This is a genomic window from Streptomyces sp. 2-1 (assembly GCF_048564895.1).
Taxonomy (GTDB): Bacteria; Actinomycetota; Actinomycetes; order Streptomycetales; family Streptomycetaceae; genus Streptomyces; species Streptomyces phaeochromogenes.
The window spans coordinates 2,457,232-2,483,291 of the sequence record NZ_CP183383.1 but is presented as its reverse complement, the minus strand read 5'-3'; the positions used below and the strand labels follow the sequence as shown (position 1 = coordinate 2,483,291).

Below are 26,060 nucleotides of genomic sequence, written 5' to 3'. Positions count from 1 at the left end.
GTTTGCTGACCTCGCTTGCTGACCCCCTCTAGAGCCGCGGAGGATCCATGTCACGCACCCGCACCCGCTGGAGACTCTCCCTCACGGCCACCGCACTGCTGGCCGCGTCCTTCCTCGTCCCGGCCCCGGTGAACGCCGCCGAGGACGTCACCGCCGAGGACACCACCGACTACGCGATCACCGTCGACCCGAGGACCGCGGGCGCGAAGATCGACGACACGATGTACGGCGTCTTCTTCGAGGACATCAACCGGGCCGCGGACGGCGGCCTGTACGCGGAGCTCGTGCAGAACCGGTCCTTCGAGTACTCGACGGCCGACAACCGCTCGTACACGCCGCTCACCTCCTGGTCGACCACCGGCACCGCGAAGACCGCGGACGACGACGGCCGACTGAATGCCCGCAACCGCACGTACCTCGCCCTGGACGGCGGCTCGTCCGTCACCAATTCCGGCTACAACACCGGTATTTCGGTCGAGAAGGGCAAGGTCTACGACTTTTCGGTGTGGGCTCGTGCGGAGGAGAGATCGGCTCTCACGGTCACCCTCCAGGACGCCGACGGTGAACTCGCCGAGGCCAGGCGCGTGACCGCCCGCGGCGGCTGGGCGAAGTACACGGCACGCTTCACCGCGACCCGCACCAGCGCCACCGGCCGGCTCACCGTGGCCACCGGCAGCCCGGTCGCGCTCGACATGATCTCGCTCATCCCGCGCGACACGTACAAGGACCACGGTCTGCGCAAGGACCTCGCCCAGAAGATCGCCGCCTTGGACCCCGCCTTCGTCCGCTTCCCGGGCGGCTGCCTCGTCAACACGGGTTCCATGCAGGACTACAGCGAGGCCTCCAACTGGGAGCGCAAGCGCTCGTACCAGTGGAAGGACACCGTCGGACCCGTCGAGCAGCGCCCGACGAACGCCAACTTCTGGGGCTACAACCAGAGTTACGGGCTCGGCTACCACGAGTACTTCCAGTTCTCCGAGGACATCGGAGCGATGCCGCTGCCCGTGGTGCCCGCGCTCGTCACCGGCTGCGGCCAGAACAGGGCCGTCGACGACGAGGCGCTCCTCCAGCGGCACATCCAGGACACCCTGGACCTCATCGAGTACGCCAACGGTCCCGTGACCAGCGAGTGGGGCAGGAAGCGGGCGAAGGCGGGCCACCCGAAGCCCTTCCACCTCACGCATCTCGCGGTCGGCAACGAGGAGAACCTGCCGAACGAGTACTTCGAGCGCTTCAAGAAGTTCCGCGCGGCCATCGAGGCGAAGTACCCGGACATCACCGTCGTCTCCAACTCCGGCCCGGACGACAGCGGTTCGACCTTCGACACGGCCTGGAAGCTCAACCGGGAAGCGAACGTCGACATGGTCGACGAGCACTACTACAACAGCCCGCAGTGGTTCCTCCAGAACAACGACCGCTACGACTCGTACGACAGGAAGGGGCCCAAGGTCTTCCTCGGCGAGTACGCCTCGCAGGGCAACACCTTCAAGAACGCCCTCTCCGAAGCCGCGTTCATGACCGGCCTCGAACGCAACGCGGACATCGTGAAGCTCGCCTCGTACGCCCCGCTGCTCGCCAACGAGGACTACGTGCAGTGGCGGCCCGACCTGATCTGGTTCAACAACCACGCGTCCTGGAACTCGGCCAACTACGAGGTCCAGAAGCTCTTCATGCGCAACGTCGGCGACCGGGTCGTGCCCTCGACCGCCACCGGCACACCCTCGCTGAGCGGGCCCATCACGGGCGCGGTCGGCCTGTCGACGTGGGCGACGACCGCCGCGTACGACGATGTGAAGGTGACCGGCGCGGACGGTTCGGCGCTGCTCAGCGACGACTTCTCCGGTGACGCCTCCAAGTGGACCCCCACGGGCGGCGGCAGTTGGAGCGTCCAGGACGGGCAGTACGTGCAGAGCGACGTGGCGGCCGAGAACACCATGGTCTCCGCGGGCGACCCGGCCTGGCACGACTACGACGTGCATGTGAAGGCCACCAAGAAGTCCGGCAAGGAGGGCTTCCTCGTCGCCTTCGGCGTCAAGGACACCGGGAACTACTACTGGTGGAACCTGGGCGGCTGGAACAACACCCAGTCCGCCGTCGAACAGGCCGTGGACGGCGGCAAGTCGACGCTCGTCTCCAAGGCCGGGTCCATCGAGACGGGCCGCGCCTACGACATCGACATCAAGGTGCGCGGCCGGCAGGTGACCCTCCTCCTCGACGGCAAGGAGTGGGGCAGCTTCACCGACGACAAGCCGGCCGAGCCGTTCCGGCAGGTGGTCACCAAGGACAAGAGGACCGGTGACCTGATCGTCAAGGTGGTCAACGCCCAGGCGGCGGACGCCCGTACGGCGATCGACCTCGGTGGCGCGAAGGTCCGCCCGAAGGCCGCGGTGACCACACTGGCCGCCGCGCCCGACGCCGTGAACACCGAGACGGAGGCGCCCGTCGCACCGGTCACGTCCACGTTCTCCGGAGTGGCCGACAGGTTCACGTACACCTTCCCGGCGAACTCGGTCACCTTCCTGCGGATCAGGAAGGGGTGAACCGGCGGGCGGCTCAGGTGCCGAAGTACGCCTGGGCCGCCCGTACTCCCTCCGCCAACTGCTCCACTTCCTCAAGGGTGTTGTAGACGTAGAAGGTCGCCCGGGTGGTGGCCGGGACGCCGTAGCGGCGGACGATGGGGCGGGCGCAGTGGTGGCCCGTGCGGACCGCGACGCCGCGGTCGTCGAGGACCTGGCCGACATCATGCGGATGGATGCCGTCGACGGCGAAGGAGACCGCCGAGCCGCGCTCTTCGATGCCGCGCGGGCCGATGACGCGCACGCCCGGGATCTCCTGGAGGAGTTGAAGGGCCCGCGCGGTGAGGACGTCCTCGTGTGCGGCGACCTCGTCCATGCCGAGAGCCCTCAAGTAGTCGACGGCCGCGGCCAGTCCGACCGCCTGCGGGGCCATCGGGACGCCCGCCTCGAACCGCTGGGGTGGCGGCAGGAACGTCGCACGGTCCATCTCGACGACCTCGATCATCGAGCCGCCGGTGAGGAACGGCGGGAGATCCGCGAGGAGTTCGCGTCGGCCCCACAGCACGCCGACACCGTTCGGGCCGAGCATCTTGTGCCCGGAGAAGGCGAGGAAGTCGGCTCCCAACTCCCTTACATCCACGGGGCGATGGGGCACGGACTGGGCGCCGTCGACCACCACCAGCGCCCCGACGGCGTGCGCGCGGTCGGCGATCAGCCGTACCGGATTGAGAGTGCCGAGGACGTTCGACTGATGGGTGAGGGCGACGACCTTCGTCCGCTCGTCGAGGAGTTCGTCGATACGGGACAGATCGAGGCGGCCCTCGTCCGTGAGCCCGAACCAGTCCAGGGTCGCGCCGGTGCGCTCCGCGAGCTGCTGCCAGGGGACGAGGTTCGCGTGGTGCTCCATCTCCGTGACCACGATCCGGTCGCCCGGGCCGAGCCGGTGTGCGTTGCCCAGCCCGTACGCGACGAGGTTGATGCCCTCCGTGGCGTTCTTGGTGAACACGACCTCGTCCTCGTCGGCACCGACGAAGTCCGCGATCGTGCGCCGCGCGCTCTCGTACGCCTCCGTCGCCTCGCCGGCCAGCTGGTGGGCGCCGCGGTGCACGGCGGCGTTGTGCCGGAGGTAGAAGTCCCGTTCGGCGTCCAGGACCTGGAGCGGTTTCTGCGTGGTGGCCCCGGAGTCGAGGTAGACGAGCCGGGCACCGCTGTCCACCGTCCGTCCGAGGATCGGAAAGTCCTTGCGGAGCGCGTCCACATCGAGGGCCACGGCGATTCACCTCTCACGGTTTCTTGGGTCGTTCAGCGTGAGGAACGCTAGGCATTCTCACGGAGAATCGCAAGCGTTAACATGAGGCCGTGGATCACGAGGCCCCTCACTACCTGCACCACCTACAGGTCCCCGGCGAGGAGCGGTTCGTCTCGCTCGCCCTGGTCAACACGCGTTTTGCGCTGAGTCACGGCCCGGTCGACCTGCTCGACGGCACCGAGGCCGCGCACCTGTGGCTCGTACGGCACGAGCTGCTGCCGGACCGGGTGGCGCTGAACGGGCGGCAGGCGGGCAGACTCCTCGGGCTGCGGGAGGCGTCGCGCGCCCTGTTCGAGGCGCGAGCCGCCGGCGCCGTACCGCCCGGGGAGAGCCTCGACACCCTCAACTCCGCTCTGGGGGCGGCCCCTTCGACCCCACGGCTCGCCTGGACGTCCGACGGGCCGCACCGCGCCGACGAGCCCGACACCGGCAACCCGGCCGCGGCCGCGCTCTCCCTCCTCGCCGAGGACGCCACGGAGCTCCTCACCGGCGCCGAGGCCGAGCAGCTCACGGAATGCGCCGCCCAGGGCTGTGCCCGCTGGTTCCTGCGCTCCCACGGGGCCCGCCGCTGGTGCACGACGAAGTGCGGCAACCGGGTACGGGCCGCGAGGGCGTACGCGGCGCGGAAGGGGCGGTGACGGGGGGCAGGGGCGGGGGCTTATGCGTGCTGGGGTGCCGGGTGCCGGGGTGTCGCCAGGGCTCCGCGTCAGGGCAGGGCGAGGACGCAGAACTCGTGGCCCTCCGGGTCGGTCAGGCACGTCCATGGGACGTCGCCCTGGCCGAGGTCGAGGTCGGCGGCGCCGAGGGCCCGCAGCCGGTCCACTTCCGCCTCTTTGTCGTCACCGGGGTACGGCAGCAGGTCGAGATGAATGCGGTCCGGCACGGTCTTCACGTCGGGCGTGCGGAGAAACTCGAGATACGGGCCGCCACTCTTGGCGGAGCGCAACGACGCGTGATCGTCGGTCACCTCGTGCACCGTCCAGTCCATCGCCTCGCCCCAGAACCGGCCCATGGCCCGCGGATCCACGCAGTCGACGACCACCGCGGCGATCGGCCCGGTGTCCCGGTAGATCTCCCGGGGCTCCAGCACGCAGAACTCGTTGCCCTCGGGGTCGGCGAGAACCGTCCACGGCACGTCTCGCTGACCCACGTCGACAGGCGTCGCACCGAGAGCCCTCAGGCGCGTGATCAGCTCCGTCTGATGGGCCGCGGAGGTGGTGGCGAGATCGAGATGCGTACGGTTTTTCGTCGCCGTCTTGGGCTCCGGTACGGGAACGACGTCGATACAGACGGCGACCGGGTGCGGCCAGACGAGTTTGCCGTCGGGGCCATCGTCGGGTCCGACGTAGGTGGTCACGCCGGGGCTGAAGACGCTCCAGCCGAGCGCCTCCGCCCAGAACCGGCCGACCGCCGAGCCGTCGAGTGCCTTGATGTTCACCTGAACAGGTCGCAGCGCCATGCCGACGATCCTATGCATCCACTCCGCGACGACATCCGCAGGTGGCGGCCCCTGTCCGGCGCCACGCTCCTGAGATTGCATAAACGTGCAGCGAAACGTATAGTCATGCCATCCAAGAGGAGGGTTCCATGGCGGTACGTGCGGCAGTGGCCGGAGCGAGTGGGTACGCGGGCGGGGAACTGCTGCGTCTGCTCCTGGCGCACCCCGAGATCGAGATCGGCGCTCTGACCGGAAACTCCAACGCGGGGCAACGGCTCGGTGCGCTGCAACCGCATCTGCTGCCGCTCGCCGACCACGTGCTTCAGGAGACCACACCCGAGGTCCTCGCGGGGCACGATGTCGTCTTTCTCGCGTTGCCCCACGGCCAGTCCGCCGCCGTCGCCGAGAAACTCGGGCCTGACGTACTGGTCGTCGACATGGGGGCCGACTTCCGGCTGAAGGACGCGGCCGACTGGGAGCGGTTCTACGGCTCGGAGCACGCCGGGACCTGGCCCTACGGCCTCCCCGAACTGCCGGGTGCCCGCGCTGCGCTGGAGGGGTCCAAGCGCATCGCGGTGCCCGGTTGCTACCCGACGGCCGCCTCGCTGGCGCTCTTCCCGGCATACGGCGCTGGTCTCGCCGAGCCAGAGGCCGTGATCGTCGCCGCCTCCGGGACCTCCGGGGCGGGCAAGGCGCCCAAGGCTCATCTGCTGGGCAGCGAGGTCATGGGGTCCATGTCCCCGTACGGCGTCGGCGGCGTCCACCGGCACACCCCCGAGATGATCCAGAACCTCGGCGCGGCAGCCGGCGAGCCCGTCACCGTCTCCTTCACTCCGACCCTCGCGCCGATGCCCCGCGGCATCCTCGCCACCTGCACGGCGAAGGCCCGCGAGGGCGTCACCGCCGAGTCCGTACGGGCCGCGTACGAGAAGGCCTACGCCGACGAACCGTTCGTGCACCTGCTGCCCGAGGGCCAGTGGCCCGCGACCGCGTCCGTCTACGGTTCCAACGCCGTTCAGGTGCAGGTCGCGTTCGACGCGGCCGCGCACCGGATCATCGCGATCAGCGCCATCGACAACCTCACCAAGGGCACCGCGGGCGGTGCCGTCCAGAGCATGAACATCGCCCTCGGGCTCGCCGAGGAGACTAGTCTTTCCACGATCGGAGTCGCACCGTGAGCGTCACCGCTGCCAAGGGGTTCACCGCCTCCGGCATCGCCGCCGGAATCAAGGAGAACGGCAACCCGGACCTCGCCCTCGTGGTCAACAACGGGCCCAAACTCGCCGCGGCGGGCGTCTTCACCTCCAACCGCGTGAAGGCCGCGCCGGTGCTCTGGTCCGAGCAGGTGCTGAAGGGCGGACTGGTCTCCGCCGTGGTCCTCAACTCCGGTGGTGCCAACGCCTGTACGGGTCCCAAGGGCTTCCAGGACACGCACGCGACGGCCGAGAAGGTGGCCGAGGTCCTCGGGCAGAACGCCGGCGAGGTCGCCGTCGCGTCGACCGGGCTCATCGGCCTGCTGCTCCCGATGGACAAGCTCCTGCCGGGAGTTGAGCAGGCCGCCGCTCAACTCTCCGAGCACGGCGGCGAGAAGGCCGCCATCGCCATCAAGACCACCGACTCCGTCCACAAGACCTCCGTGGTCACCGGCGACGGCTGGACCGTCGGCGGCATGGCCAAGGGCGCGGGCATGCTCGCCCCCGGCCTCGCCACGATGCTGGTCGTCCTCACCACGGACGCCGACGTCGAGGGCGACGTACTGGACAGGGCCCTGCGCGCCGCCACCCGTACGACCTTCGACCGGGTCGACTCCGACGGCTGCATGTCGACCAACGACACCGTGCTGCTGCTCGCCTCCGGCGCCTCCCAAGTCACCCCGGACGAGGCGGAGTTCGCCGAGGCCGTACGGAAGGTCTGTGACGACCTCGGTCAGCAGCTCATCCGGGACGCCGAGGGCGCGAGCAAGGACATCAAGGTCGAGGTGGTCAACGCGGCGAGCGAGGACGACGCCGTGGAGGTGGGCCGCTCCATCGCCCGCAACAACCTCCTCAAGTGCGCGATCCACGGCGAGGACCCCAACTGGGGCCGCGTACTGTCGGCCATCGGCACGACTCAAGCCGCCTTCGAGCCGGACCAGTTGAACGTCGCCATCAACGGCGTGTGGGTCTGCAAGAACGGCGGCGTCGGCGAGGACCGCGACAAGGTCGACATGCGCTACCGCGAGGTCCACATCGTCGCCGACCTCGCCGCGGGCGCTCAGACCGCCACGATCTGGACCAACGACCTCACCGCCGACTACGTCCACGAGAACAGCGCGTACTCCTCATGAGCACCACCCGCAAGCACACCGCGCTGCCCAAGGCGCAGATCCTCATCGAGGCGCTGCCCTGGCTGACACGGCACAACGGTAAGACGGTCGTCATCAAGTTCGGCGGCAACGCCATGATCGACGATGACCTGAAGGCCGCGTTCGCACAGGACGTCGTGTTCCTGCGCCAGGCCGGGCTCAAGCCCGTCGTCGTGCACGGCGGGGGCCCGCAGATCAGCGCGGCCCTGGACCGGCACGGCATCGTCAGCGAGTTCAAGGCAGGCCTCAGGGTCACCACCGAGGACGCCATGGACGTCGTACGCATGGTGCTCGCCGGACAGGTCCAGCGCGAGCTCGTCGGGCTGCTCAACCAACACGGGCCGCTGGCCGTGGGGTTGACCGGCGAGGACGCGCACACCATCACAGCCACCAAGCACCAGCCCGAGATCGACGGGGAGTTGGTCGACATCGGGCGGGTGGGCGAGATCACCGCGATCGACACGGGCGCGATCGAGGCACTGCTCGCCGACGGCCGGATCCCGGTCGTCTCGTCGATCGCCCGTAGCCAGGACGACGGACATGTCTACAACGTCAATGCTGATACGGCGGCTGCGGCACTCGCTGCGGCGCTGGGCGCCGAAACACTGATGGTCCTCACGGACGTCGAGGGACTCTACGAGGACTGGCCGAACTCCGACGAGGTCATCAGCCGGCTCACCGCGAGGGAGCTGGAGAAGCTGCTGCCCGAACTGGCCAGCGGCATGGTGCCGAAGATGGAGGGCTGTCTGCACGCCGTCCGCAACGGCGTGAACACCGCCCGGGTGATCGACGGCCGGGTCCAGCACTCGATCCTGCTGGAGATCTTCACCGACGAGGGCATCGGCACGATGGTCGTGCCGGACGCGCAGGAGCCGCACGGGCGAGAGCCGCAGGCGCAAGAGCCGAACAGGCATGAGGGGGAAGCCGTATGACCGCCAACGAACAGCTCACCCAGCGATGGCAGGGCGCGCTGATGGACAACTACGGCACCCCGCGGCTGCCCCTCGTCCGCGGTGCGGGCACCAAGCTGTGGGACGCCGACGGCAAGGAGTACCTGGACTTCGTCGGCGGGATCGCGGTCAACGCGCTCGGCCACGCCCACCCGGCGATCGTCGAGGCCGTCAGCCGGCAGATCGCCTCCCTCGGCCATGTCTCCAACCTCTTCGTCGCCGAGCCGCCCGTCGCGCTCGCCGAACGGCTGCTCCAGCTCTTCGGGCGGGACGGCCGGGTCTACTTCTGCAACTCGGGGGCAGAGGCCAACGAGGGCGCCTTCAAGATCGGCCGGCTCACGGGCCGCGGGCACATGGTCGCAACGGACGGCGGTTTCCACGGCCGGACCATGGGCGCGCTCGCGCTGACCGGCCAGCCGGGGAAGCGGGAACCGTTCCTGCCGCTGCCGGGCGACGTCACACATGTGCCGTACGGGGATCCGCAGGCGCTCGCCGCCGCCGTCACCGAGGACACCGCGCTGGTCGTCATCGAGCCGGTCCAGGGCGAGAACGGCGTGGTCGTACCGCCGCCCGGCTATCTCAAGGCGGCCCGTGCCATCACCGCCGCCACCGGCACGCTCCTCGTCCTCGACGAGGTGCAGACGGGTGTCGGCCGGACGGGGCACTGGTTCGAGTACCAGGCCCACGAGGGTGTCTTGCCGGACATCGTCACGCTCGCCAAGGGGCTCGGCGGCGGGCTTCCGCTCGGCGCGACCGTCGCCTTCGGGCGGGCCGCGCAGCTGCTGAAGCCCGGCCACCACGGCACGACCTTCGGCGGCAACCCGGTCGCCTGCGCCGCCGGACTCGCCGTCCTCGACACGGTCGAGGCGGAGGGGCTGCTGGAGAACGTGAAGCGGACGAGCGAGAAGCTGCGGGACGGAATCGAGACGCTCGGCCACCCGCTGATCGACCATGTCCGGGGAGCGGGCCTCCTCCTGGGTATCGTGCTCACCGAGCCGCTCGCGCCCCGTGTGCAACAGACGGCTCAGGACGCCGGTCTCCTGGTGAACGCGCCCGCCCCCGATGTCGTACGGCTGATGCCGCCGCTGAACGTGAGCGACGACGAGGTGGACGTGTTCCTGCGGGCCCTGCCCGGCGTCCTCGACCAGGCCCGAGACGCCGACGTGGACGGAGCATCCTGAGGAATGGGACGACGACGATGAGTCAGGCGCAGGACCACGAGCACGCGGGGCCCGCGGTCCCGCAGACCCGCACCGCACGCCACCGCCGGATCGTGGACATCCTCAACCGGCAACCGGTGCGCTCCCAGAGCCAGTTGGCGAAGCTTCTCGCCGACGACGGGCTGAACGTCACTCAGGCGACGCTCTCCCGGGACCTGGACGAGCTGAACGCGGTGAAGATCCGCAACAACGACGGCGACCTCATCTACGCGGTGCCCAGCGAGGGGGGTTTCCGTACGCCTCGCGCGCCGCTGGGGGAGTCGGCGAAGGAGGAGCGGATGCGGAGGCTGTCCTCGGAGCTGTTGATCTCCGCGGAGGCCTCGGCGAACCTCGTGGTTCTGCGGACTCCTCCGGGGGCTGCGCAGTTCCTCGCCTCGGCGATCGACCAGGCCGAGCTGCACGACATCCTCGGGACGATCGCCGGGGACGACACGTTGCTGCTGATCAGCCGGAACCCCACGGGTGGGCAGGCGTTGGCGGACCACTTGCTGCGGTTGGCTCAGAACCATCATTGAGGTTGCGTGGCGGGTGCGGGTGGGCTGTGGCTGGGTGCGCAGTTCCCCGCGCCCCTAAAAGCCCCAGGTGACCGCGCCCCAAAAACGCCAGCTGGTCGTGCGCTTAAAAACCCCAGTCGGCCGTGCGCCTAAGAGCCCCAGCCAGCCGCGCGCCTGAAACCCCCGGCTGCCCGCCCGCCTGAAAGATGGCTCCCGCTCAGCCCAGCCGGTTGGCCAAGCCCCCCGTGCATCTGACCTCGTCGCCTGCTGTGATGAGGAGGGCTTCTACGTCCGGGAGGGACTCCAGCCAGGTGAGGGCCTGGCGGGAGCCCATGGCGAAGGCGGCTGTGGCCCAGGCGTCGGCCCAGGTGATGCGGGGGCCGACCACCGTTACGGCTACCAGGTCGGTGACCGCGGAGCGGCCGGTGCGTGGGTCCACGATGTGGGTGCCGCGTTCGGCGGATCCGGAGGTGGCGACGGCCAGTTCGTCGACGCCGGCCGCGGAGACCACGGCGGCCAAGCCGCCGGGCCGCAGCGGGTCGGAGACGCCGACCCGCCAGGGCCGGTGCGGCCCCGGCACGCCGTACATCTGCACGTCACCGCCGCCGTTCACGCTGACGCCACTCGCCCCGGCCGCGACGAGATGCCGGGCCACGCGCTCGACGGCCCAGCCCTTCACCATGCCGGTCGGGTCGATGAGACCCGCGTATCTCGTACTGAACCAGCCGTCGCTCAACCGCTCGGCCTCGGCGCACAGTTCGAGCACCTCGGCGACCTCGGGGTCGCACCGGTCGACGGTCAGTTCGCCGCGAGCCAGCCGGGAGATCTGGCTGTCCTCGCGGTAGGTGCTGAACACCTTGTCCACTGCGTGGAGTTGGGCCACGGCCTCCGCCAACGCGGCCTGTACGGCCTCGGGTTCACCACCCCGTACGTCGAAGGAGAAGACCGTGCCCATCACCTCCTCCGCGTGACGCACCGCGAGGGGCGCCTCGGCGGGTTCGGCGGGATCGGCCAGTTCGGCCGGCTCGGTCGGTTCAGCCACCGGCCTGGTCCAGGGCCGACTGCAGGGACTTCTTGTAGCCGCCACTGGTGTACGTGGCACCGGACACGGCGTCGATGTCGGCACTGCCCGCCGCGACCGCGGCCTGGTTGAGCTTGGGCACCGCGTCCCCGCTGATCTGGCTGCTGCGGCCACCGCTGGGCGACTGCACCGCCTCGGCCTTGGTGACCTTCCCGCCGGCGACGGTGATCCGGACCTGCACGGGGCCGTAGTCGGTCTCGACGACCGTGCCCGTGAGGGTCTTCGCCTGAGCGGCACCCCCACCGGTGGACCCACCAGTGGATCCGCCCGTGGACCCGCTCGCGTCGGCCGAGCCGCCGCCAGTGGTACCGCCCGAGCCGCCGCCGGTCGCCGAGGACGAGCCGGCCTTGTCGAGGGCCGACTGCAGGGACTTCTTGTACCCGCCGCTCGTGTAGGTGGCACCCGAGACCGCGTCGATGTCGGCACTGCCCGCCGCGGTCGCCGCCTGGTTGAGCTTGGGCACCGCGTTGGTGCTGACCTCGGTACTGCGCCCGCCGGTGGGGGCCTGCACGGCGGCGGCCGAAGTGATCTTCCCGCCGCTCACGGTGATCCGGACCTGGACATTGCCGTACTCGGTCTTGACGACGTCACCGGTGAGGGTCTGGTCACCTCCGCCCGCGGCCTGCACGCCGCCGGAGCCCTGGGGCGCGACCGACTGCTGACCTTGTGGCGTGCCCTCGGCCGACGCGGCCGCCGGGTCCGAGGAGGGCTTCAGCGTCAGCAGCAGCACGATCCCGGACACCGTGGCGGCACCGGCCAGCACGATTCGTCGCAGGGGGTGGCTCTTCTTCATCGGTGCGGACTCCCGTTCGTCACAGCTCGAAGGACTCGTGGTGGATGCGGCGGGCCGGCACGCCCGCGCCGCGCAGTGCGGTGTACGCGCCCTCGGCGAAGCCGGGAGGCCCGCACAGGAACACGTCGTGCTCGTCGATGTCGGGCAGCTTGCGGCGCAGGGTCTCCGGGTTGATGTCCGGGCGCTCTCCGTCGGGGCTGTTCACGGCGTACATCAGGCGGGCCCCGCGCTCGTCGGCGATCGCGGACAGCTCGTCCCACAGCGCCAGGTCCTGCGTGCTGTTGGCCCGGTACAGCAGGGTGAGGTCGCCGCGCTCGGCGGGCAGCGTCTCGAACAGCGCCCGCATCGGGGTGATCCCCACGCCGCCGGCCATCAGCAGCACCTTGCCGCGGCTGCGCCGGGACGCGGTCATCGCTCCGTACGGGCCCTCGGCCCACACCCGCGTGCCCCGCTTCAGCCCCTTCAGCGCGGTGCTGTGGTCGCCGAGCGCCTTGACCGTGATCCTGAGCAGACCGGGCCTGGGCGCCGCCGACAGCGAGTACGGGTGCGAGCTGAGCCGCATGCCCGGTGCCAGGAACCGCCAGCGGAAGAACTGCCCGGGCTCGGCACCGATGCGGTGCAGCCGCTTCCCGCTGATCAGCACGGAGACGATGCCGGGCGCCTCCTCGACGACCTCCTCGACCCGCATCCGGTGCCGCAGGTTCAGCCGGACCGGCGTGATCACCCGGTACCAGAGCACCAGCGCGGTCACGGTCCCGTACAGCGCGTACCAGGCCGTCGTGGCGGCCGGCTCGACCGCGAAGTCGTTGCCGGTGGACAGCTGGTGCCAGAACGACAGGTACACGGCGACGTACGTGAGCAGGTGGATGTGGTACCAGGTGTCGTACGGGATCCGCTTGCGCAGTCCGCCGACGGAGATCAGGCCGATGAACAGCAGCACGCCGGTGCCGATGGCCGCCTTGCCCATGTCGGGCAGGGTCTTGACCGACTCGATGGTCTGCTCGACGACCCCCGTGTTCGCCTGGAGGGCGTAGCCGTACATCGTCAGACCGATGTGGGCGAGCGTGAGGCAGAGCATGTAACGGCCGCTCATGGCGTGCCAGCGGGCTACCCGGTCGGAGCCGACCCGGCGTTCCAGCGCCGGCACCCGGGCCATCTGCAGCACCACGAGAGCCATCAGATACCCGGCCAGCAGACCGGTGATCCGGCCCGCGTTCAGGATCCGGCCCTTGTCGTCCGCGATGGACGGGGTGTTGCTCCACCACAGCCAGATCACACCCGCCGCGCCCGCCCACACGGCGATCAGCAACGGGATGGCGGGGGAGCGACGTGGGCGAATGCGGCGCATCGTCTGGCGCCGCGCCGCGCGGCCGCCGGCGATCGTGCTCACGGTTCCTCCGTGGGGGACGCTGGGAAGGGGAGTGGCCCCTTGGCCCAGTGGTACGTCCCGGGACGGCGGAGTGTTCAACGGCCCCCGGAGCAAGCCGTGAACTGGTGCGACTCGCGGTAACCCGAGGTGACGCGGGTCTCCTCGGCGGACGGCCGCCCGAAGTCGGAGGCCCCGGTCAGTAGCGGACGATCGAGGTGGGCCCGTCGTCCGTCCCGATGGCGATGTGCGGGCTGCGCGCCGGATCGGCCCAGGTCAGGATGCGTCGCATCGCGTCGTGGGACACGGAGACACAACCGGCCGTCGCGCCACGCCCGTTGACGTGCAGGAAGATCCCCGCGCCGCGCCCCCGCACCGGCCGCTCGTAGTTGAAGCCGACGACGAGCGCGTACGCGTACTGCGTCCGGTACGTGATCAGGTGCTCGGACTCGGCGGCACGGCAGTCGGCGGGGCGTGGCTCGGTCCAGCGGTTGTAGGAGCGGGAGGCGGTGTCCTGGCACCACCAGGAGTCCTGCTTCACCGGGCGGTACTCCGCCCTCGTCCCCTCGGGCGCCGGCTTGATCCCGAAGGCGTACGGCAGGTCGTACAGGCCGGTGGGGGTGGTGTCGGTGCCCTGCTTGCGGGAGTCGCCCTCGACGAGCCCCTTGGCGCCGAAGCGCGCGGGCACGGAACCGGCCTTCACCCAGTGACCGTCCCGCCGGTTCCACCAGGTGACCGTGCCGGTCGTCGAGGAGGTCCGGGAGGCCTGCGCGGTGATGAGCTGGCTGCCGCCGCCCGTGTCCGCCATCCGCTCGGGCAGCGGCGGCGGACCCTCGGCGTCAGCGGCCGTACCGGGGGCACTTGGGGCCAGTACGAAGAGGGACACGGACGCGAGAAGGGCGGCTCCTGGGCGCATGCTCAGACGCTACTGGGAGGCAGGGGCAGCGGCAGCCCGGGTAGGCCATCCAGGCTGGTCTCCACGTGCTCCTTCTTCTCGAAGTACGCGTTCAGCGAGACGTCGTCCTCGCGCGCGAAGCGCTTGGCGTGCAGATCGCGGTCCTCGTCGTACGACATGTTGGGCACCGCGTAGCCGCAGGTGTCCCGGACGAGTTCGGCCGTCACCACGATGACCGCGCGCAGGCCGTGCGGTGTCGGGTCGATGCCCGGGAAGTGCGTGAGGAGTTCCTTGAAGCGCGGGTCGTCGCGGAAGACCGGCTCGCCACGGCCGTGTACGCGGACGATGTTCGGCGGGCCCTGGAAGGCGCACCACATCAGGGTGATCCGGCCGTTCTCGCGGAGGTGGGCGATCGTCTCGGCGTTGCTGCCCGCGAAGTCCAGATAGGCGACGGTGAGTTCGTCGAGAACCGCGAACGAACCGGTGAGGCCCTTGGGCGAGAGGTTGACCGTGCCGTCGCCCGACAGGGGCGCGGTCGCGGTGAAGAAGATGGGCTGCGCCTCGATGAACGTACGCAGGCGGCCGTCTATGCGCTCATAAGTCTTTCCCATGTCTAACGATTATGGGCGCAACTCCTTCGGCTGTCTAAGGAATTGCGCCCATCCGCGTGTGGGGGGTGTGGGGGAGAGGTGCCTGGTCTCCGGGTGGCGTCCGGAGATCCCCGGGGCCCGCGGGCCTTGCGGCCTACGGGCCCCGGAGTCGCCCCGGCCGGCGTGCGGGGCGCCCGTGGGGGGGCGTCGGTGAATCGGTGTTGCTCGTTGCCGGTGGTTACTTGTTGAGCGTGCAGGCGGCGAGGGAGTCGAGGCCCTGGGGCTTGGCGGCGGTGCGGCCGATGGCGGTGGCGATGCGGTTGATGGTCGCTACGCGCTTGTCCTTGAGGGGGCCGACGATGGCGTTCTGGGCGAAGTTGGGGCCGCCCTGGCCCACGGTGTCGACGAGGCGCTTGTTGGCCTCGGCGATCTGGGTGTCGAGCAGAGCCAGGTTGCGGTCGACCTCGGCCTTGGCGGAGGCGGGGATCGCGGGGAGGCTCGGCGCGACCGCGGGGCAGTTCACCGTGCCGGCCGCGTTCGTGTTGCCGGTGTTCCCAGTGTTCCCGGTATTGCCCGTGTTCCCGGTGTTGCCGCCCGCCTGCTGGGTGGGGGACGCGCTCGGCGACGCCGCGGCACCGCCTCCGGCCGCTCCGCCCGCGTTCAGCGTGCAGGGGGCCAGGGAGTCGAGGCCGGTGGGCTTGGCGGCGGTGCGGCCGATGGCGGTGGCGATGCGGTTGATGGTCGCTACGCGCTTGTCCTTGAGCGGGCCGATGATCGCGTTCTGGGCGAAGTTCGCGCCGCCCTGGCCCACGGTGTCGACGAGACGCTTGTTGGCCTCGGCGATCTGGGTGTCGAGCAGAGCCAGGTTGCGGTCGACCTCGGCCTTCGCGGAGGCGGGGATCGCGGGGAGGCTCGGCGCGACCGCGGGGCAGTTCACCGTGCCGGGGGACGCCTTTGTTCTGGCGGCCTGGGTGTTGGTGCTCTTGGACGTTTCCCCGGCCAAGGCCGATCCGGCGATGACCGCTCCGGACAACGCCACCGCGGCCACGCCGCCGATGATGGCCACACGGCGCTTGTTGTACTTCGGGAGAGCCCTGGACATGCGAGTGCCTCACTTGGGTCAGGAGTGGGTTTACAAACGCGGCGCCGGCGTTCGGGCTGAAGTACGGGAAAGCGGTTTCCAGCGTTCAAACGGCGCCGAAAATTCTTTCCGGCACACCCCGAGATTGACGAACCATGCAGAGCACTGCATACTCATGCATGTCAGTGAATGCATTGTGAGGAGAAGCCCGTGACCGAGCGCGTCGTACTCGCCTACTCAGGCGGTCTGGACACCTCCGTCGCCATCGGCTGGATCGCCGAGGAGACGGGCGCCGAGGTCATCGCCGTTGCGGTCGACGTCGGCCAGGGCGGCGAGGACCTGGACGTCATCCGCAAGCGCGCCCTCGCGTGCGGCGCCGTCGAGGCCGAGGTCGCGGACGCGAAGGACGAGTTCGCCGAGGAGTACTGCCTCCCGGCGATCAAGGCCAACGCCCTCTACATGGACCGCTACCCGCTGGTCTCCGCCCTCTCCCGGCCGACGATCGTCAAGCACCTCGTCGCCGCCGCCCACAAGCACGGCGCGGGCATCGTCGCCCACGGCTGCACCGGCAAGGGCAACGACCAGGTGCGGTTCGAGGCCGGCATCCAGGCCCTCGGCCCGGACCTCAAGTGCATCGCCCCGGTCCGCGACTACGCGATGACCAGGGACAAGGCGATCGCCTTCTGCGAGGAGAAGGGCCTCCCGATCGCCACCACCAAGAAGTCCCCGTACTCCATCGACCAGAACGTCTTCGGACGCGCCGTGGAGACGGGCTTCCTGGAGGACATCTGGAACGCCCCGATCGAGGACGTCTACGAGTACACGCAGAACCCGGCGCTGCCGCGCGAGCCCGACGAGGTCGTCGTCACCTTCAAGGCGGGCGTCCCGGTCGCCATCGACGGCAGGCCCGTCAGTGTCCTCCAGGCCATCCAGCAGCTCAACGCCCGTGCGGGCGCCCAGGGCATCGGCCGGATCGACATGGTCGAGGACCGGCTCGTGGGCATCAAGTCCCGCGAGGTGTACGAGGCTCCCGGCGCGATCGCGCTGATCACGGCTCACCAGGAGCTGGAGAACGTCACCGTCGAGCGTGAACTCGCCCGCTACAAGCGGCAGGTCGAGCAGCGCTGGGGCGAGCTCGTCTACGACGGCCTGTGGTTCTCCCCGCTCAAGCGCGCCCTGGACGGCTTCATCAACGAGGCCAACCAGCATGTCTCCGGCGACATCCGGATGACCCTGCACGGCGGCCGTGCCGTCGTCACCGGCCGGAAGTCCGAGGAGTCGCTGTACGACTTCAACCTCGCGACCTACGACTCGGGCGATACGTTCGACCAGTCCAAGGCGCAGGGTTTCATCGACATCTTCGCGCTGTCTTCGAAGATCGCGGCGAAGAGGGATTTGGCGTAGGGGATCCGCGGGCCGGTGCGTAACCTGCGGGTTGTCGTGGGCAGGCCGCGCAGTTCTTCGTGCCCCTACGGGGCGCGTCCCGTACTTAACTGTCTTGAGGAGTACAGCAAGTGAGCAGCAACAGCGGTGATGTACGGCTCTGGGGCGGGCGGTTCGCCGACGGGCCCGCCGAGGCCCTGGCCAAGCTGTCCGCGTCCGTCCACTTCGACTGGCGGCTGGCGCCGTACGACATCGCCGGATCGCGTGCCCACGCACGCGTGCTGCACAAGGCGAACCTCCTCACCGACGACGAGCTGGAGCGCATGCTCGCGGGGCTCGACCGGTTGGAGACCGTCGTCGCGGACGGCTCCTTCGTCGGAACCATCGCCGACGAGGACGTCCACACCGCCCTGGAGCGCGGTCTCCTGGAGCAGCTCGGCCCGGACCTCGGCGGCAAGCTGCGCGCCGGCCGCTCGCGCAACGACCAGGTCGCCACGCTCTTCCGGATGTACCTGCGCGACCACGCCCGGATCATCGGCGGGCTGATCGCCGACCTCCAGGACGCGCTGATCGGGCTCGCCGAGGCGCACCCGGACGTCGCGATGCCGGGTCGTACGCATCTGCAGCACGCCCAGCCCGTACTGTTCGCCCACCACGTACTGGCCCACGCCCAGTCCCTGTCCCGGGACGCCGAACGCCTGCGGCAGTGGGACGAGCGGACGGCCGTGTCGCCGTACGGCTCGGGCGCCCTGGCCGGTTCCTCCCTCGGCCTCGACCCGGAGTCGGTCGCCAAGGACCTCGGCTTCGAGCACGGCAGTGTCGGCAACTCCATCGACGGGACGGCCTCGCGCGACTTCGTCGCCGAGTTCGCCTTCATCACCGCGATGATCGGGGTGAACCTCTCCCGGATCGCCGAGGAGATCATCATCTGGAACACGAAGGAGTTCTCCTTCGTCACCCTCCACGACGCCTTCTCCACCGGCTCGTCGATCATGCCGCAGAAGAAGAACCCGGACATCGCGGAGCTGGCGCGCGGCAAGAGCGGCCGGCTGATCGGCAACCTCACCGGTCTGATGGCGACGCTCAAGGCCCTGCCCCTCGCCTACAACCGCGACCTCCAGGAGGACAAGGAGCCGGTCTTCGACTCCTGCGACCAGCTAGAGGTCCTGCTGCCCGCCTTCACCGGCATGATGGCGACCCTCACCGTCCACCGCGAGCGCATGGAGGAGCTGGCCCCGGCCGGGTTCTCGCTCGCCACGGACATCGCCGAGTGGCTCGTCAAGCAGGGCGTGCCGTTCCGTGTCGCGCACGAGGTCGCGGGGGAGTGCGTGAAGGCCGCGGAGGCCGACGGCATCGAGCTCGACGGCCTCACCGACGAGCAGTTCGCGAAGATCTCCGCCCACCTCACGCCCGAGGTCCGGTCCGTCCTGAACGTCCCGGGCGCCCTGGCCTCCCGCAACGGCCGTGGAGGCACGGCCCCGAGCGCGGTCGCGATCCAGCTGACCGAGGTGAAGCAGAACGTGGCGGCCCAGCACGAGTGGGCGACGGCGAAGGACAAGCGGTAGGGGAAGCGCGCCCTTTCAGGGGGCGCGGGGCTGTGACATCCGCGGCTCCGCCGCTGGGCGCGACAAGCCGCAACGCACCCGCACCCGCCAAGGCGCCGAACGAGCCGAGCTCTCAGGCGCCCTGCCCTCACCGAAGGTCATCGCGGGTTACGTTGGTCGGACAGCCGTACTGGAGCCGACCGAACGGAGCCCGCGATGCCCTTCGCCCGACTGGCCACAGCAACAACCCCCACCTGCCACATCGGACTGGGCCTCGCCGCAGTCGGTCGCCCCGGCTACATCAACCTCGGCCGGGACCACGACCTCGGCGAAGACCGCAGCGTCGAGACGCTGCGCACCCGCACACACGAACTCCTCGACGCCGCCTACGCCCAGGGCGTGCGCTACTTCGACGCCGCCCGCTCGTACGGCCGTTCGGAGGAGTTCCTCGCCGGCTGGCTGAACACGCGGTCCGACATCGGGGACGTCGTCGTCGGCAGCAAGTGGGGCTACACGTATACGGCCGACTGGCGCACCGACGCCGAGGCGCACGAGATCAAGGACCACAGCCTCGCCACGTACGAGAGGCAGCGCGCCGAGAGCGGGGAGTTGCTCGGTGACCGGCTCGACCTCTACCAGATCCACTCGGTGACCCCGGACAGCCCGGCCCTCACCGACAAGGAACTGCACGCCAGGCTGGCCGAGGCTGCGGCGCAGGGCCTGACCGTCGGTTTCTCCACCAGCGGCCCGGCCCAGGCCGACGCGATCCTTACCGCGCTCGCCGTGACGGTCGACGGCGAGCCGCTGTTCCGTACCGTCCAGTCCACCTACAACGTCCTGGAGACCTCCGCGGCCCCCGCACTCGCCGAGGCGCACGACGCCGGGCTCACGGTGATCGTCAAGGAGGGCATGGCCAACGGCCGGCTCGCCGACCCGCACGCGCCGGACGCCGTACGCGCCATCGCCGAAGAGGCCGGCCTCGGCTCCGACGCCGTCGCCCTGGCGCTGGTCCTGCGGCAGCCCTGGGCGGGCGTCGTCCTCTCCGGCGCGGCCACGGCCGTCCAGCTCTCCTCGAACCTGCACGCCGCCGTGGTCGACCTCGACGACGAACAGCAGTCCCGGCTCGACGCGCTGGCCGAGGAGCCGGTGGCGTACTGGGAGCGGCGCGGGCAGCTGCCCTGGCACTGAGCCGTCACGGGTAGAGCCGTAAGGCCGTAAAGAGCCGTAAAGAGCCGTAAAGAGCTGGAAGAACCGGAAGAACCGCTGGTGGTGAGCGCCACGCGCCTCGGGTGAGACATTGATGTCTCATATGGTTTATGGTTGTCTCATGGCCATCGACCGTGACCACGTGCTGCGCAGCGCAGCCGCCCTGCTCACCCGGAAATCCACCGCCACCATGGACGAGGTCGCCAAGGCGGCCGGGATCAGCCGGGCCACGCTGCACCGCCAGTTCGCCGGGCGCGACGCCCTCGTGCGCGCGCTGGAGGATCTCGGCATCCGCGAGTGCGAGGCGGCGCTGGACGCGGCACGGCTCGACGAGGACACCGCCCGGGAAGCCGTACGCCGTCTGGTGGCGGAGATCGAGAGCGCCGCCGGGCTGCTCGCCTTCCTCTACTCCGAGAACCAGCTGTTCGAGGGCGAGGAGCGGCACGAGGGCTGGGCCCGGCTCGACGCGCGGATCGCCGGGGTGTTCCGGCGCGGCCAGGAGAGCGGCGAGTTCCGCATCGACCTCACCCCGGCCTGGCTCACCGAGGCCCTCTACGGGCTCATCGCCTCCGGGGCGTGGGCCGTGGCCGAGGGCCGGGTGGCCGCCAACGACTTCCACCACATGATCGTCGAGCTGCTGCTCGGCGGCGCACTACGGAGAGAGGAATCATGACCAGCACGGTGCGGCCGGCGTTCGCGGAGGAGACGGAGAAGCGTCCGGGCCGCTGGCTCGCGCTCGCCGTCCTCGTCCTCGCCGTGCTGCTGGTGGCCGTCGACGCGACCGTCCTCGGTCTCGCGACCCCCTACATCAGCGAGGACCTCAAGCCCTCCGGTACGCAGCTGTTGTGGATCGGAGACGTCTACTCGTTCGTCATCGCGGGCCTGCTCGTCTCGATGGGCAGCCTCGGCGACCGCATCGGGCGCAAGAAGCTGCTGCTCATCGGCTCGGTCGCGTTCGGTCTCGTATCCGTGCTCAACGCCTATGCGAGCACACCCGAGTTGATGATCGTGGCGCGCGCACTGCTCGGTGTCGCGGGCGCGACCCTGATGCCCGCCACCCTCGCGCTCATCCGCAACCTCTTCCACGACCCGCGCGAACGCAGCCTCGCCCTCGGCATCTGGGGCGCCACCGCCTCGGCCGGCACGGCGGTCGGCCCGGTCGTCGGCGGATTCCTCCTCGAACACTTCTGGTGGGGCTCCGTCTTCCTGATCAATCTCCCCGTGATGGCGGTCCTCGTCCTCGTCGGCGTGAAGCTGCTCCCCGAGTCCCGCAACCCCGAGCCCGGCCCCTGGGACCTGATGAGCGTCGTGCTGTCGCTCATCGGCATGGTCGGCATCGTCTACGGGATCAAGGAGGCCGCCTCGCACGGCCCGAACGTCACGGCCGTCGCCGCCGCACTGCTCGGCGCGGTCGCGCTCTACGGCTTCGTACGACGTCAACTCACGCTGCCCATCCCGCTGTTGGACATGCGGCTGTTCCGCAGCCGCGGCTTCTCCGGGGCCGTGCTCGCCGACCTGCTGACCATCCTCGGCCTGTCCGGGCTGGTCTTCTTCCTCTCGCAGTACCTCCAACTCGTGCAGGGCAGGGGCCCGTTGGAGGCGGGCCTTGCAGAACTGCCCGCCGCGCTGGGCGCGGTGGCGGCCGGTCTGGTCGCGGGTACGGTCGCACGCCGGTACTCGGTGCGTGCCGTCACCGCCGGCGGGCTCGCCGCGATCGGGCTCGCCCTGGGCGCGCTGACCCTGCTCACCGAGTCGACCGGGTATCCGCTGCTCGGCGGGGCCCTGCTGGTCGTCGGCGTGGGCGCGGGCTTCTCCTTCACCGTGACCGCCGACGTCATCCTCTCCAGCGTGCCCAAGGAACAGGCGGGCGCCGCGTCAGCGGTCTCCGAGACGGCGTACGAACTCGGTGCCGCCCTCGGCATCGCCCTGCTCGGTTCCATCGTCACCGGCGTCTACGCCGGGTTCACGGCTCCACCGGGCACACCCCCGGAGGTGGCCGCCGCGGCTCACGAGTCCCTCGGCGGCGCCGTGGAGGCGTCAACGGCCCTGCCCGACGCCGAGCCCCTGCTCACCGCCGCCCGCGCAGCTTTCGTCGACGGCATCGCGCTCGCGGCGGGCCTGGGCGCGGTGGTCCTGCTGGCGGCGTCGGTGGCGGCATGGGTACTGCTGCGGGGCCAGAAGCTGGGGGACGGGGCGGAGCACCCGTAGAGACCCCCGTGTCTCTGTACGGCTGTGGGCGATCGCGCCCCTCAAGGGGCGCGGGGCTGTATCGATTTGCGGCTCCGCCGCGTGGGCGCGACAAGCCACAACGCACCCGTAGCCAACAAGCACCCCCGCCCCCAAACCCGCAGGCAGCGCCCCCCTTTAAGCCCGTTTTCGCCCTCACCTGATGGTCTTGGCTCCGTACCGGACGTCGTCCCACACGGCCGAAGGAGCCACCGACCATGACCCGTCGTATCCGTAACCGAAAGACCCTCGTCGTCGCCGTGCTGGCCACCGCGGCCCTGGCGGCCGGCGGCGTCGCCCTCGCCGCAGACGGCGACGAGGCCCCCCGCGAAACGGTCCGCTTCGTCGTCGAGGAACACGCGGCAGAGGATGGCCCGACCGAGGAGGGCGCGGCCGACAACGGAACCCGCACCTGGACCCGCGAGGACTGCCCCGACAAGGACGGCACCGGCGGCACCCCCTCCGCGGATCCGAGCAACCCAGCGGCAGCACTGTGACCACCGCCGACCCACGCGGTGACGCCACCGACGGGAAGCTCCTCGAAGAGGCGCTCTTCGAGGTCAAGCGGGTGATCGTGGGCCAGGACCGCATGGTGGAACGGATGTTCACCGCGGTCCTGGCCCGGGGCCACTGCCTCCTCCAGGGCGTCCCGGGCGTCGCCAAGACCCTCGCCGCGAAGACCCTCGCGCAGGTGGCCGGCGGACGCTTCGCCCGGCTGCAGTTCACCCCCGACCTCGTCCCGTCCGACATCACCGGCACCCGGATCTACCGCCCTTCCCAGGAGGCGTTCAGCGTCGAACCCGGCCCGGTCGTCGCCAACTTCGTCCTCGCCGACGAGATCAACCGAGCCCCCGCCAAGGTGCAGTCCGCGCTCCTCGAAGTGATGGGCGAGCACCAGGTATCCATCGGCGGCACCACCATCCCCGTCCCCCAGCCGTTCCTCGTACTCGCCACCCAGAACCCCATCGAGTCCGAGGGCGTCTACCAACTCCCCGAAGCCCAGCGCGACCGCTTCCTGCTCAAGGTCGAGGTCGCCGTCCCCAGCGAGTCCGAGGAACTCGCGATCCTCTACCGCATGAGCGTCGACCCGCCCCGGGCGCGCCCCGTCCTCACCCCCGAGCGGCTCATCGCGCTCCAGCGCACCGCCGACGAGGTGTTCGTGCACCACGCGGTCGCCGAATACGCCGTACGACTGGTCGTCTCGACCCGTGAACTCGCGGGCCCCGGCAGCCGGTTGGCGCACGGCGCCGGCCCGCGCGCCACACTGGGCCTGGTCGCCGCCGCCCGCGCGCTCGCCCTGCTGCGCGGCCGTGGTTACGTCCTCCCCGAGGACGTGCACGACCTGGCCCACGAGGTCGTCGCCCACCGGCTCGTGCTGTCCTTCGACGCACTCGCCGACGGCGTCACCGGCGCCGAGATCGTCGACGAGGTACTGGCCGCCGTGGAGCAGCCACGCATCACCCCGCGCCAGGCCGCCACGCGCCCCGAGGGACGAGCAGACGGGCGAACAGAAGGACGCGCAGAGGGCCGCACCGAGGGGGGAACGGAGGGCGAAGCGGCATGAGCGGCATCCCGACCCTCAGCGAACTCACCCCCGAACAGGCCCTGAAACACCTGGAGTTGCTCTTCACCCGCCGCCCCGACGGCCTCCTCCAGGGCGACCACCCCGGCCTCGTCCCCGGACCGGGAACCGAGGTGTCCGAGACCCGGCCGTACGTCATCGGCGACGACGTACGCCGGATGGACTGGAACGCCACCGCGCGCACCACCGTCCCGCACGTCCGCCTCACCCTCGCCGACCGGGAACTGACCACCTGGATCGTGCTCGACGCGTCCGCGAGCATGGACTTCGGCACGGCACGGATGGAGAAACGCGACCTGGCCGTCGGAGCGGCGGCGGCCGTCGCCTTCCTCACCGAACGGGCCGGGAACCGGCTCGGCGCGCAGATCACCGGACCGGCCGGCATCCAGCGGATCCCGCCCCGCACCGGGCGCCACCACCTCCTCACGATCCTGCGGGCCGCCCTGGACCGGCCCCGGGTGGCGGCGGGCGTGTCCGCAGCCGCCCCGCACTCCCTGGCCGACGCCCTGCGCTCGCTGCGCACACTCCCAGGCAGCGGCCTGGTCGCCGTCGTCTCCGACTTCCTGGAGACCGGCTGGGAGCAACCCCTCCGGACGATCGCCCACCGCCACCAGATCCTCGCCGTCGAGACCGTCGACCCCCGTGAACTGGAGCTGCCCGCCGTGGGGTTGCTCAACGTCGTCGACCCCGAGACCGGTGCCAGGCGTGAAATCCCCACCCACTCACGGAAGTTGCGTGAGCGGTACGCCGAAGCGGCCCTGGAGCAGCGGGCGTTGATCAAGGCGTCCATCCGCCGGGCGGGCGCGGCCCACCTCCGGCTGCGTACGGACCGCGACTGGGTGCGCGACGTCGTACGCCATGTCGAGGAGCAGCGGCGCCGGTCGGGAGGCGGTGCCGCGTGAACACGCCCGTCGCCCCGGTGTCCGCCGCTCCGATCCCCGTACCTGCTGCGTCCCTACCCCCGCATCCCCTGGAGGGGGCCATGAGTCCGCTGGAGGTGCCGTGAGTCTTCACTCGCCCGGCTGGCTGCTGCTCCTGGTGCCGCTCGCCCTGCTGATCGGTGCCTATCTGCTCGTGCAGCGCAGGCGCGGCCGGTACGCGGTCCGGTTCACCAACCTGGAACTGCTGGACAAGGTCGCGCCCCGGCGGCCCGGCTGGCGCCGTCACGTTCCGGCGGCTGCCTTCTGCGGCACGCTCGCACTGCTCGTCGTGGGCTTCGCCCGGCCGACCACTGAGGTGCAGGTGCCGCGTGAGCGCGCCACGATCGTGGTGGCGTTCGACGTGTCGGCGTCCATGGAGGCCACCGACGTCGAGCCGACCCGCTTCGAGGCGGCCCAGCGTGCCGCGCTCGACTTCGTCGATCGGCTGCCCGAGCGCTTCAACGCGGGACTCGTACCGTTCAGCGGCTCCGCCACGGTCGCGGTCCCGCCGACCACCGACCGCGGCGCCCTGCGTTCGGCCATCGAACGGCTCACCACCGGCGAGGGCACGGCGATCGGCGAGGCCGTCGTGGCCGCGCGTGACGCCGTCCGCATGCTCGACCGGGAAGCTGAGACCAAGCCGCCGCCCGCGCACATCGTGCTGCTGTCGGACGGCTCCAACACCACGGGCCGGTCCGTCGAGTCCGCGGCCCGGGAGGCGGCCGACGACAAAATCCCGGTCTCGACCATCGCGTACGGCACGGAAAGCGGGACCATTGACCTGCCGTCCGGCGACACGGTGAGCGTCCCGGTCGACGGTCCCGCCCTGCGGGGCCTCGCCTCCAGCACCGGCGGCGACTTCCATGAGGCCGCGACGGGCGAAGAACTCCAGGAGGTGTACGAGGACATCGGCAGCTCGGTGGGGCACCGCACCGAGGAACGAGAGATCTGGCAGTGGTTCGTCGCGGCCGGTCTCCTCACGGCCCTCGCCACCGCGGCCACCTCACTGCTCTGGTTCTCCCGACTCCCCTGATCCGCAACCCCTCCGGCTCCCGGCGCCACGCTCAAGGCTTCCGGCATCCGGCACCACCGGGTTCCGCGCCCGGGCCCCTCGGGTCCAGG

At 70.4% G+C, this 26,060-nt stretch carries 24 protein-coding genes; 16 read left to right on the top strand and 8 right to left on the bottom strand.

The features are described from left to right. The first annotated feature begins 47 nt into the window (after positions 1-47). A complete protein-coding gene (locus ACN20J_RS10945) occupies positions 48-2,540 on the top strand; it encodes an alpha-L-arabinofuranosidase C-terminal domain-containing protein (RefSeq protein WP_419665796.1) in 2,493 nt (830 codons plus the stop codon). Positions 2,541-2,553: 13 nt separating this feature from the next. Here ACN20J_RS10945 and ACN20J_RS10940 read toward each other — a convergent pair whose 3' ends face one another. Continuing rightward, on the bottom strand, positions 2,554-3,786 hold the full coding sequence (locus tag ACN20J_RS10940) for a cysteine desulfurase (RefSeq protein WP_419665795.1): 1,233 nt from the start codon (positions 3,784-3,786) through the stop codon (positions 2,554-2,556). Between the two features lie 89 nt (positions 3,787-3,875). Between ACN20J_RS10940 and ACN20J_RS10935 the strand changes: the two genes are divergently transcribed. Beyond that, on the top strand, positions 3,876-4,463 hold the full coding sequence (locus ACN20J_RS10935) for an ABATE domain-containing protein (RefSeq protein ID WP_361891600.1): 588 nt from the start codon (positions 3,876-3,878) through the stop codon (positions 4,461-4,463). A 68-nt stretch (positions 4,464-4,531) separates the two neighbouring features. Here the strand turns inward: ACN20J_RS10935 and ACN20J_RS10930 are convergent, their stop codons facing one another. After that, positions 4,532-5,284: a VOC family protein gene (locus tag ACN20J_RS10930; RefSeq protein WP_419665794.1), complete on the bottom strand. Its 753-nt coding sequence runs from the start codon at positions 5,282-5,284 to the stop codon at positions 4,532-4,534. Positions 5,285-5,412: 128 nt separating this feature from the next. Between ACN20J_RS10930 and argC the strand changes: the two genes are divergently transcribed. The 5 genes from argC to ACN20J_RS10905 are packed head-to-tail and all read left to right on the top strand — an operon-like array spanning position 5,413 to position 10,292. Then, complete coding sequence (gene argC / locus ACN20J_RS10925; RefSeq protein ID WP_419665792.1) at positions 5,413-6,441, top strand: N-acetyl-gamma-glutamyl-phosphate reductase; 1,029 nt, start codon at positions 5,413-5,415, stop codon at positions 6,439-6,441. Continuing rightward, the gene (argJ, locus tag ACN20J_RS10920; RefSeq protein WP_362299098.1) at positions 6,438-7,589 is read left to right on the top strand and encodes a bifunctional glutamate N-acetyltransferase/amino-acid acetyltransferase ArgJ; all 1,152 of its coding nucleotides are present in this window, start codon (positions 6,438-6,440) and stop codon (positions 7,587-7,589) included. Before argC ends, argJ begins: the two co-directional genes overlap by 4 nt. Next, entirely contained in the window at positions 7,586-8,539 is a 954-nt protein-coding gene (gene argB, locus ACN20J_RS10915; RefSeq protein WP_189839950.1) for an acetylglutamate kinase, read from the top strand. The genes argJ and argB overlap by 4 nt, the downstream gene beginning before the upstream one ends. Beyond that, positions 8,536-9,738 (top strand): acetylornithine transaminase, encoded by a 1,203-nt coding sequence (locus ACN20J_RS10910; protein WP_419665791.1) that lies wholly within the window; start codon positions 8,536-8,538, stop codon positions 9,736-9,738. Before argB ends, ACN20J_RS10910 begins: the two co-directional genes overlap by 4 nt. A gap of 17 nt (positions 9,739-9,755) precedes the next feature. After that, positions 9,756-10,292: an arginine repressor gene (locus ACN20J_RS10905; protein WP_055613870.1), complete on the top strand. Its 537-nt coding sequence runs from the start codon at positions 9,756-9,758 to the stop codon at positions 10,290-10,292. Positions 10,293-10,488: 196 nt separating this feature from the next. Here ACN20J_RS10905 and ACN20J_RS10900 read toward each other — a convergent pair whose 3' ends face one another. The 6 genes from ACN20J_RS10900 to ACN20J_RS10875 all read right to left on the bottom strand — a co-directional run bounded on the left by ACN20J_RS10900 (position 10,489) and on the right by ACN20J_RS10875 (position 16,098). After that, positions 10,489-11,226, bottom strand: a complete 738-nt coding sequence (locus tag ACN20J_RS10900; RefSeq protein WP_364182216.1) for an FAD:protein FMN transferase — start codon at positions 11,224-11,226, stop codon at positions 10,489-10,491. 79 nt (positions 11,227-11,305) lie between these two features. Then, on the bottom strand, positions 11,306-12,145 hold the full coding sequence (locus ACN20J_RS10895) for an FMN-binding protein (RefSeq protein WP_189839948.1): 840 nt from the start codon (positions 12,143-12,145) through the stop codon (positions 11,306-11,308). A 19-nt stretch (positions 12,146-12,164) separates the two neighbouring features. Then, the gene (locus ACN20J_RS10890) at positions 12,165-13,493 is read right to left on the bottom strand and encodes a ferric reductase-like transmembrane domain-containing protein (protein ID WP_189840219.1); all 1,329 of its coding nucleotides are present in this window, start codon (positions 13,491-13,493) and stop codon (positions 12,165-12,167) included. 217 nt (positions 13,494-13,710) lie between these two features. Then, complete coding sequence (locus ACN20J_RS10885; protein ID WP_361989505.1) at positions 13,711-14,427, bottom strand: L,D-transpeptidase family protein; 717 nt, start codon at positions 14,425-14,427, stop codon at positions 13,711-13,713. A gap of 2 nt (positions 14,428-14,429) precedes the next feature. After that, on the bottom strand, positions 14,430-15,017 hold the full coding sequence (locus ACN20J_RS10880) for a pyridoxamine 5'-phosphate oxidase family protein (protein WP_189839946.1): 588 nt from the start codon (positions 15,015-15,017) through the stop codon (positions 14,430-14,432). 217 nt (positions 15,018-15,234) lie between these two features. After that, a complete protein-coding gene (locus tag ACN20J_RS10875; RefSeq protein WP_419665790.1) occupies positions 15,235-16,098 on the bottom strand; it encodes a hypothetical protein in 864 nt (287 codons plus the stop codon). A 189-nt stretch (positions 16,099-16,287) separates the two neighbouring features. Between ACN20J_RS10875 and ACN20J_RS10870 the strand changes: the two genes are divergently transcribed. The 9 genes from ACN20J_RS10870 (at position 16,288) to ACN20J_RS10830 (ending at position 25,971) form a co-directional block, all read left to right on the top strand. Then, entirely contained in the window at positions 16,288-17,481 is a 1,194-nt protein-coding gene (locus ACN20J_RS10870; protein WP_055613865.1) for an argininosuccinate synthase, read from the top strand. Positions 17,482-17,591: 110 nt separating this feature from the next. After that, complete coding sequence (argH, locus tag ACN20J_RS10865) at positions 17,592-19,025, top strand: argininosuccinate lyase (RefSeq protein ID WP_189839944.1); 1,434 nt, start codon at positions 17,592-17,594, stop codon at positions 19,023-19,025. A 195-nt stretch (positions 19,026-19,220) separates the two neighbouring features. Beyond that, positions 19,221-20,192 (top strand): aldo/keto reductase, encoded by a 972-nt coding sequence (locus ACN20J_RS10860; RefSeq protein ID WP_419665789.1) that lies wholly within the window; start codon positions 19,221-19,223, stop codon positions 20,190-20,192. A 139-nt stretch (positions 20,193-20,331) separates the two neighbouring features. Then, positions 20,332-20,883, top strand: coding sequence for a TetR/AcrR family transcriptional regulator (locus ACN20J_RS10855; RefSeq protein WP_220450725.1), 552 nt, complete (start codon positions 20,332-20,334; stop codon positions 20,881-20,883). After that, positions 20,880-22,418 carry an MFS transporter gene (locus ACN20J_RS10850; RefSeq protein ID WP_419665788.1) on the top strand — a complete coding sequence of 513 codons (1,539 nt, stop codon included), beginning with the start codon at positions 20,880-20,882 and terminating at the stop codon, positions 22,416-22,418. The genes ACN20J_RS10855 and ACN20J_RS10850 overlap by 4 nt, the downstream gene beginning before the upstream one ends. A gap of 236 nt (positions 22,419-22,654) precedes the next feature. Further along, on the top strand, positions 22,655-22,933 hold the full coding sequence (locus ACN20J_RS10845) for a hypothetical protein (RefSeq protein WP_361909350.1): 279 nt from the start codon (positions 22,655-22,657) through the stop codon (positions 22,931-22,933). Then, a complete protein-coding gene (locus ACN20J_RS10840) occupies positions 22,930-24,000 on the top strand; it encodes an AAA family ATPase (protein ID WP_419665787.1) in 1,071 nt (356 codons plus the stop codon). Before ACN20J_RS10845 ends, ACN20J_RS10840 begins: the two co-directional genes overlap by 4 nt. Then, entirely contained in the window at positions 23,997-24,920 is a 924-nt protein-coding gene (locus tag ACN20J_RS10835; RefSeq protein ID WP_419665786.1) for a DUF58 domain-containing protein, read from the top strand. The genes ACN20J_RS10840 and ACN20J_RS10835 overlap by 4 nt, the downstream gene beginning before the upstream one ends. Positions 24,921-25,020: 100 nt before the next feature. After that, positions 25,021-25,971 carry a VWA domain-containing protein gene (locus ACN20J_RS10830; protein WP_419665785.1) on the top strand — a complete coding sequence of 317 codons (951 nt, stop codon included), beginning with the start codon at positions 25,021-25,023 and terminating at the stop codon, positions 25,969-25,971. Positions 25,972-26,060: the final 89 nt, after the last annotated feature.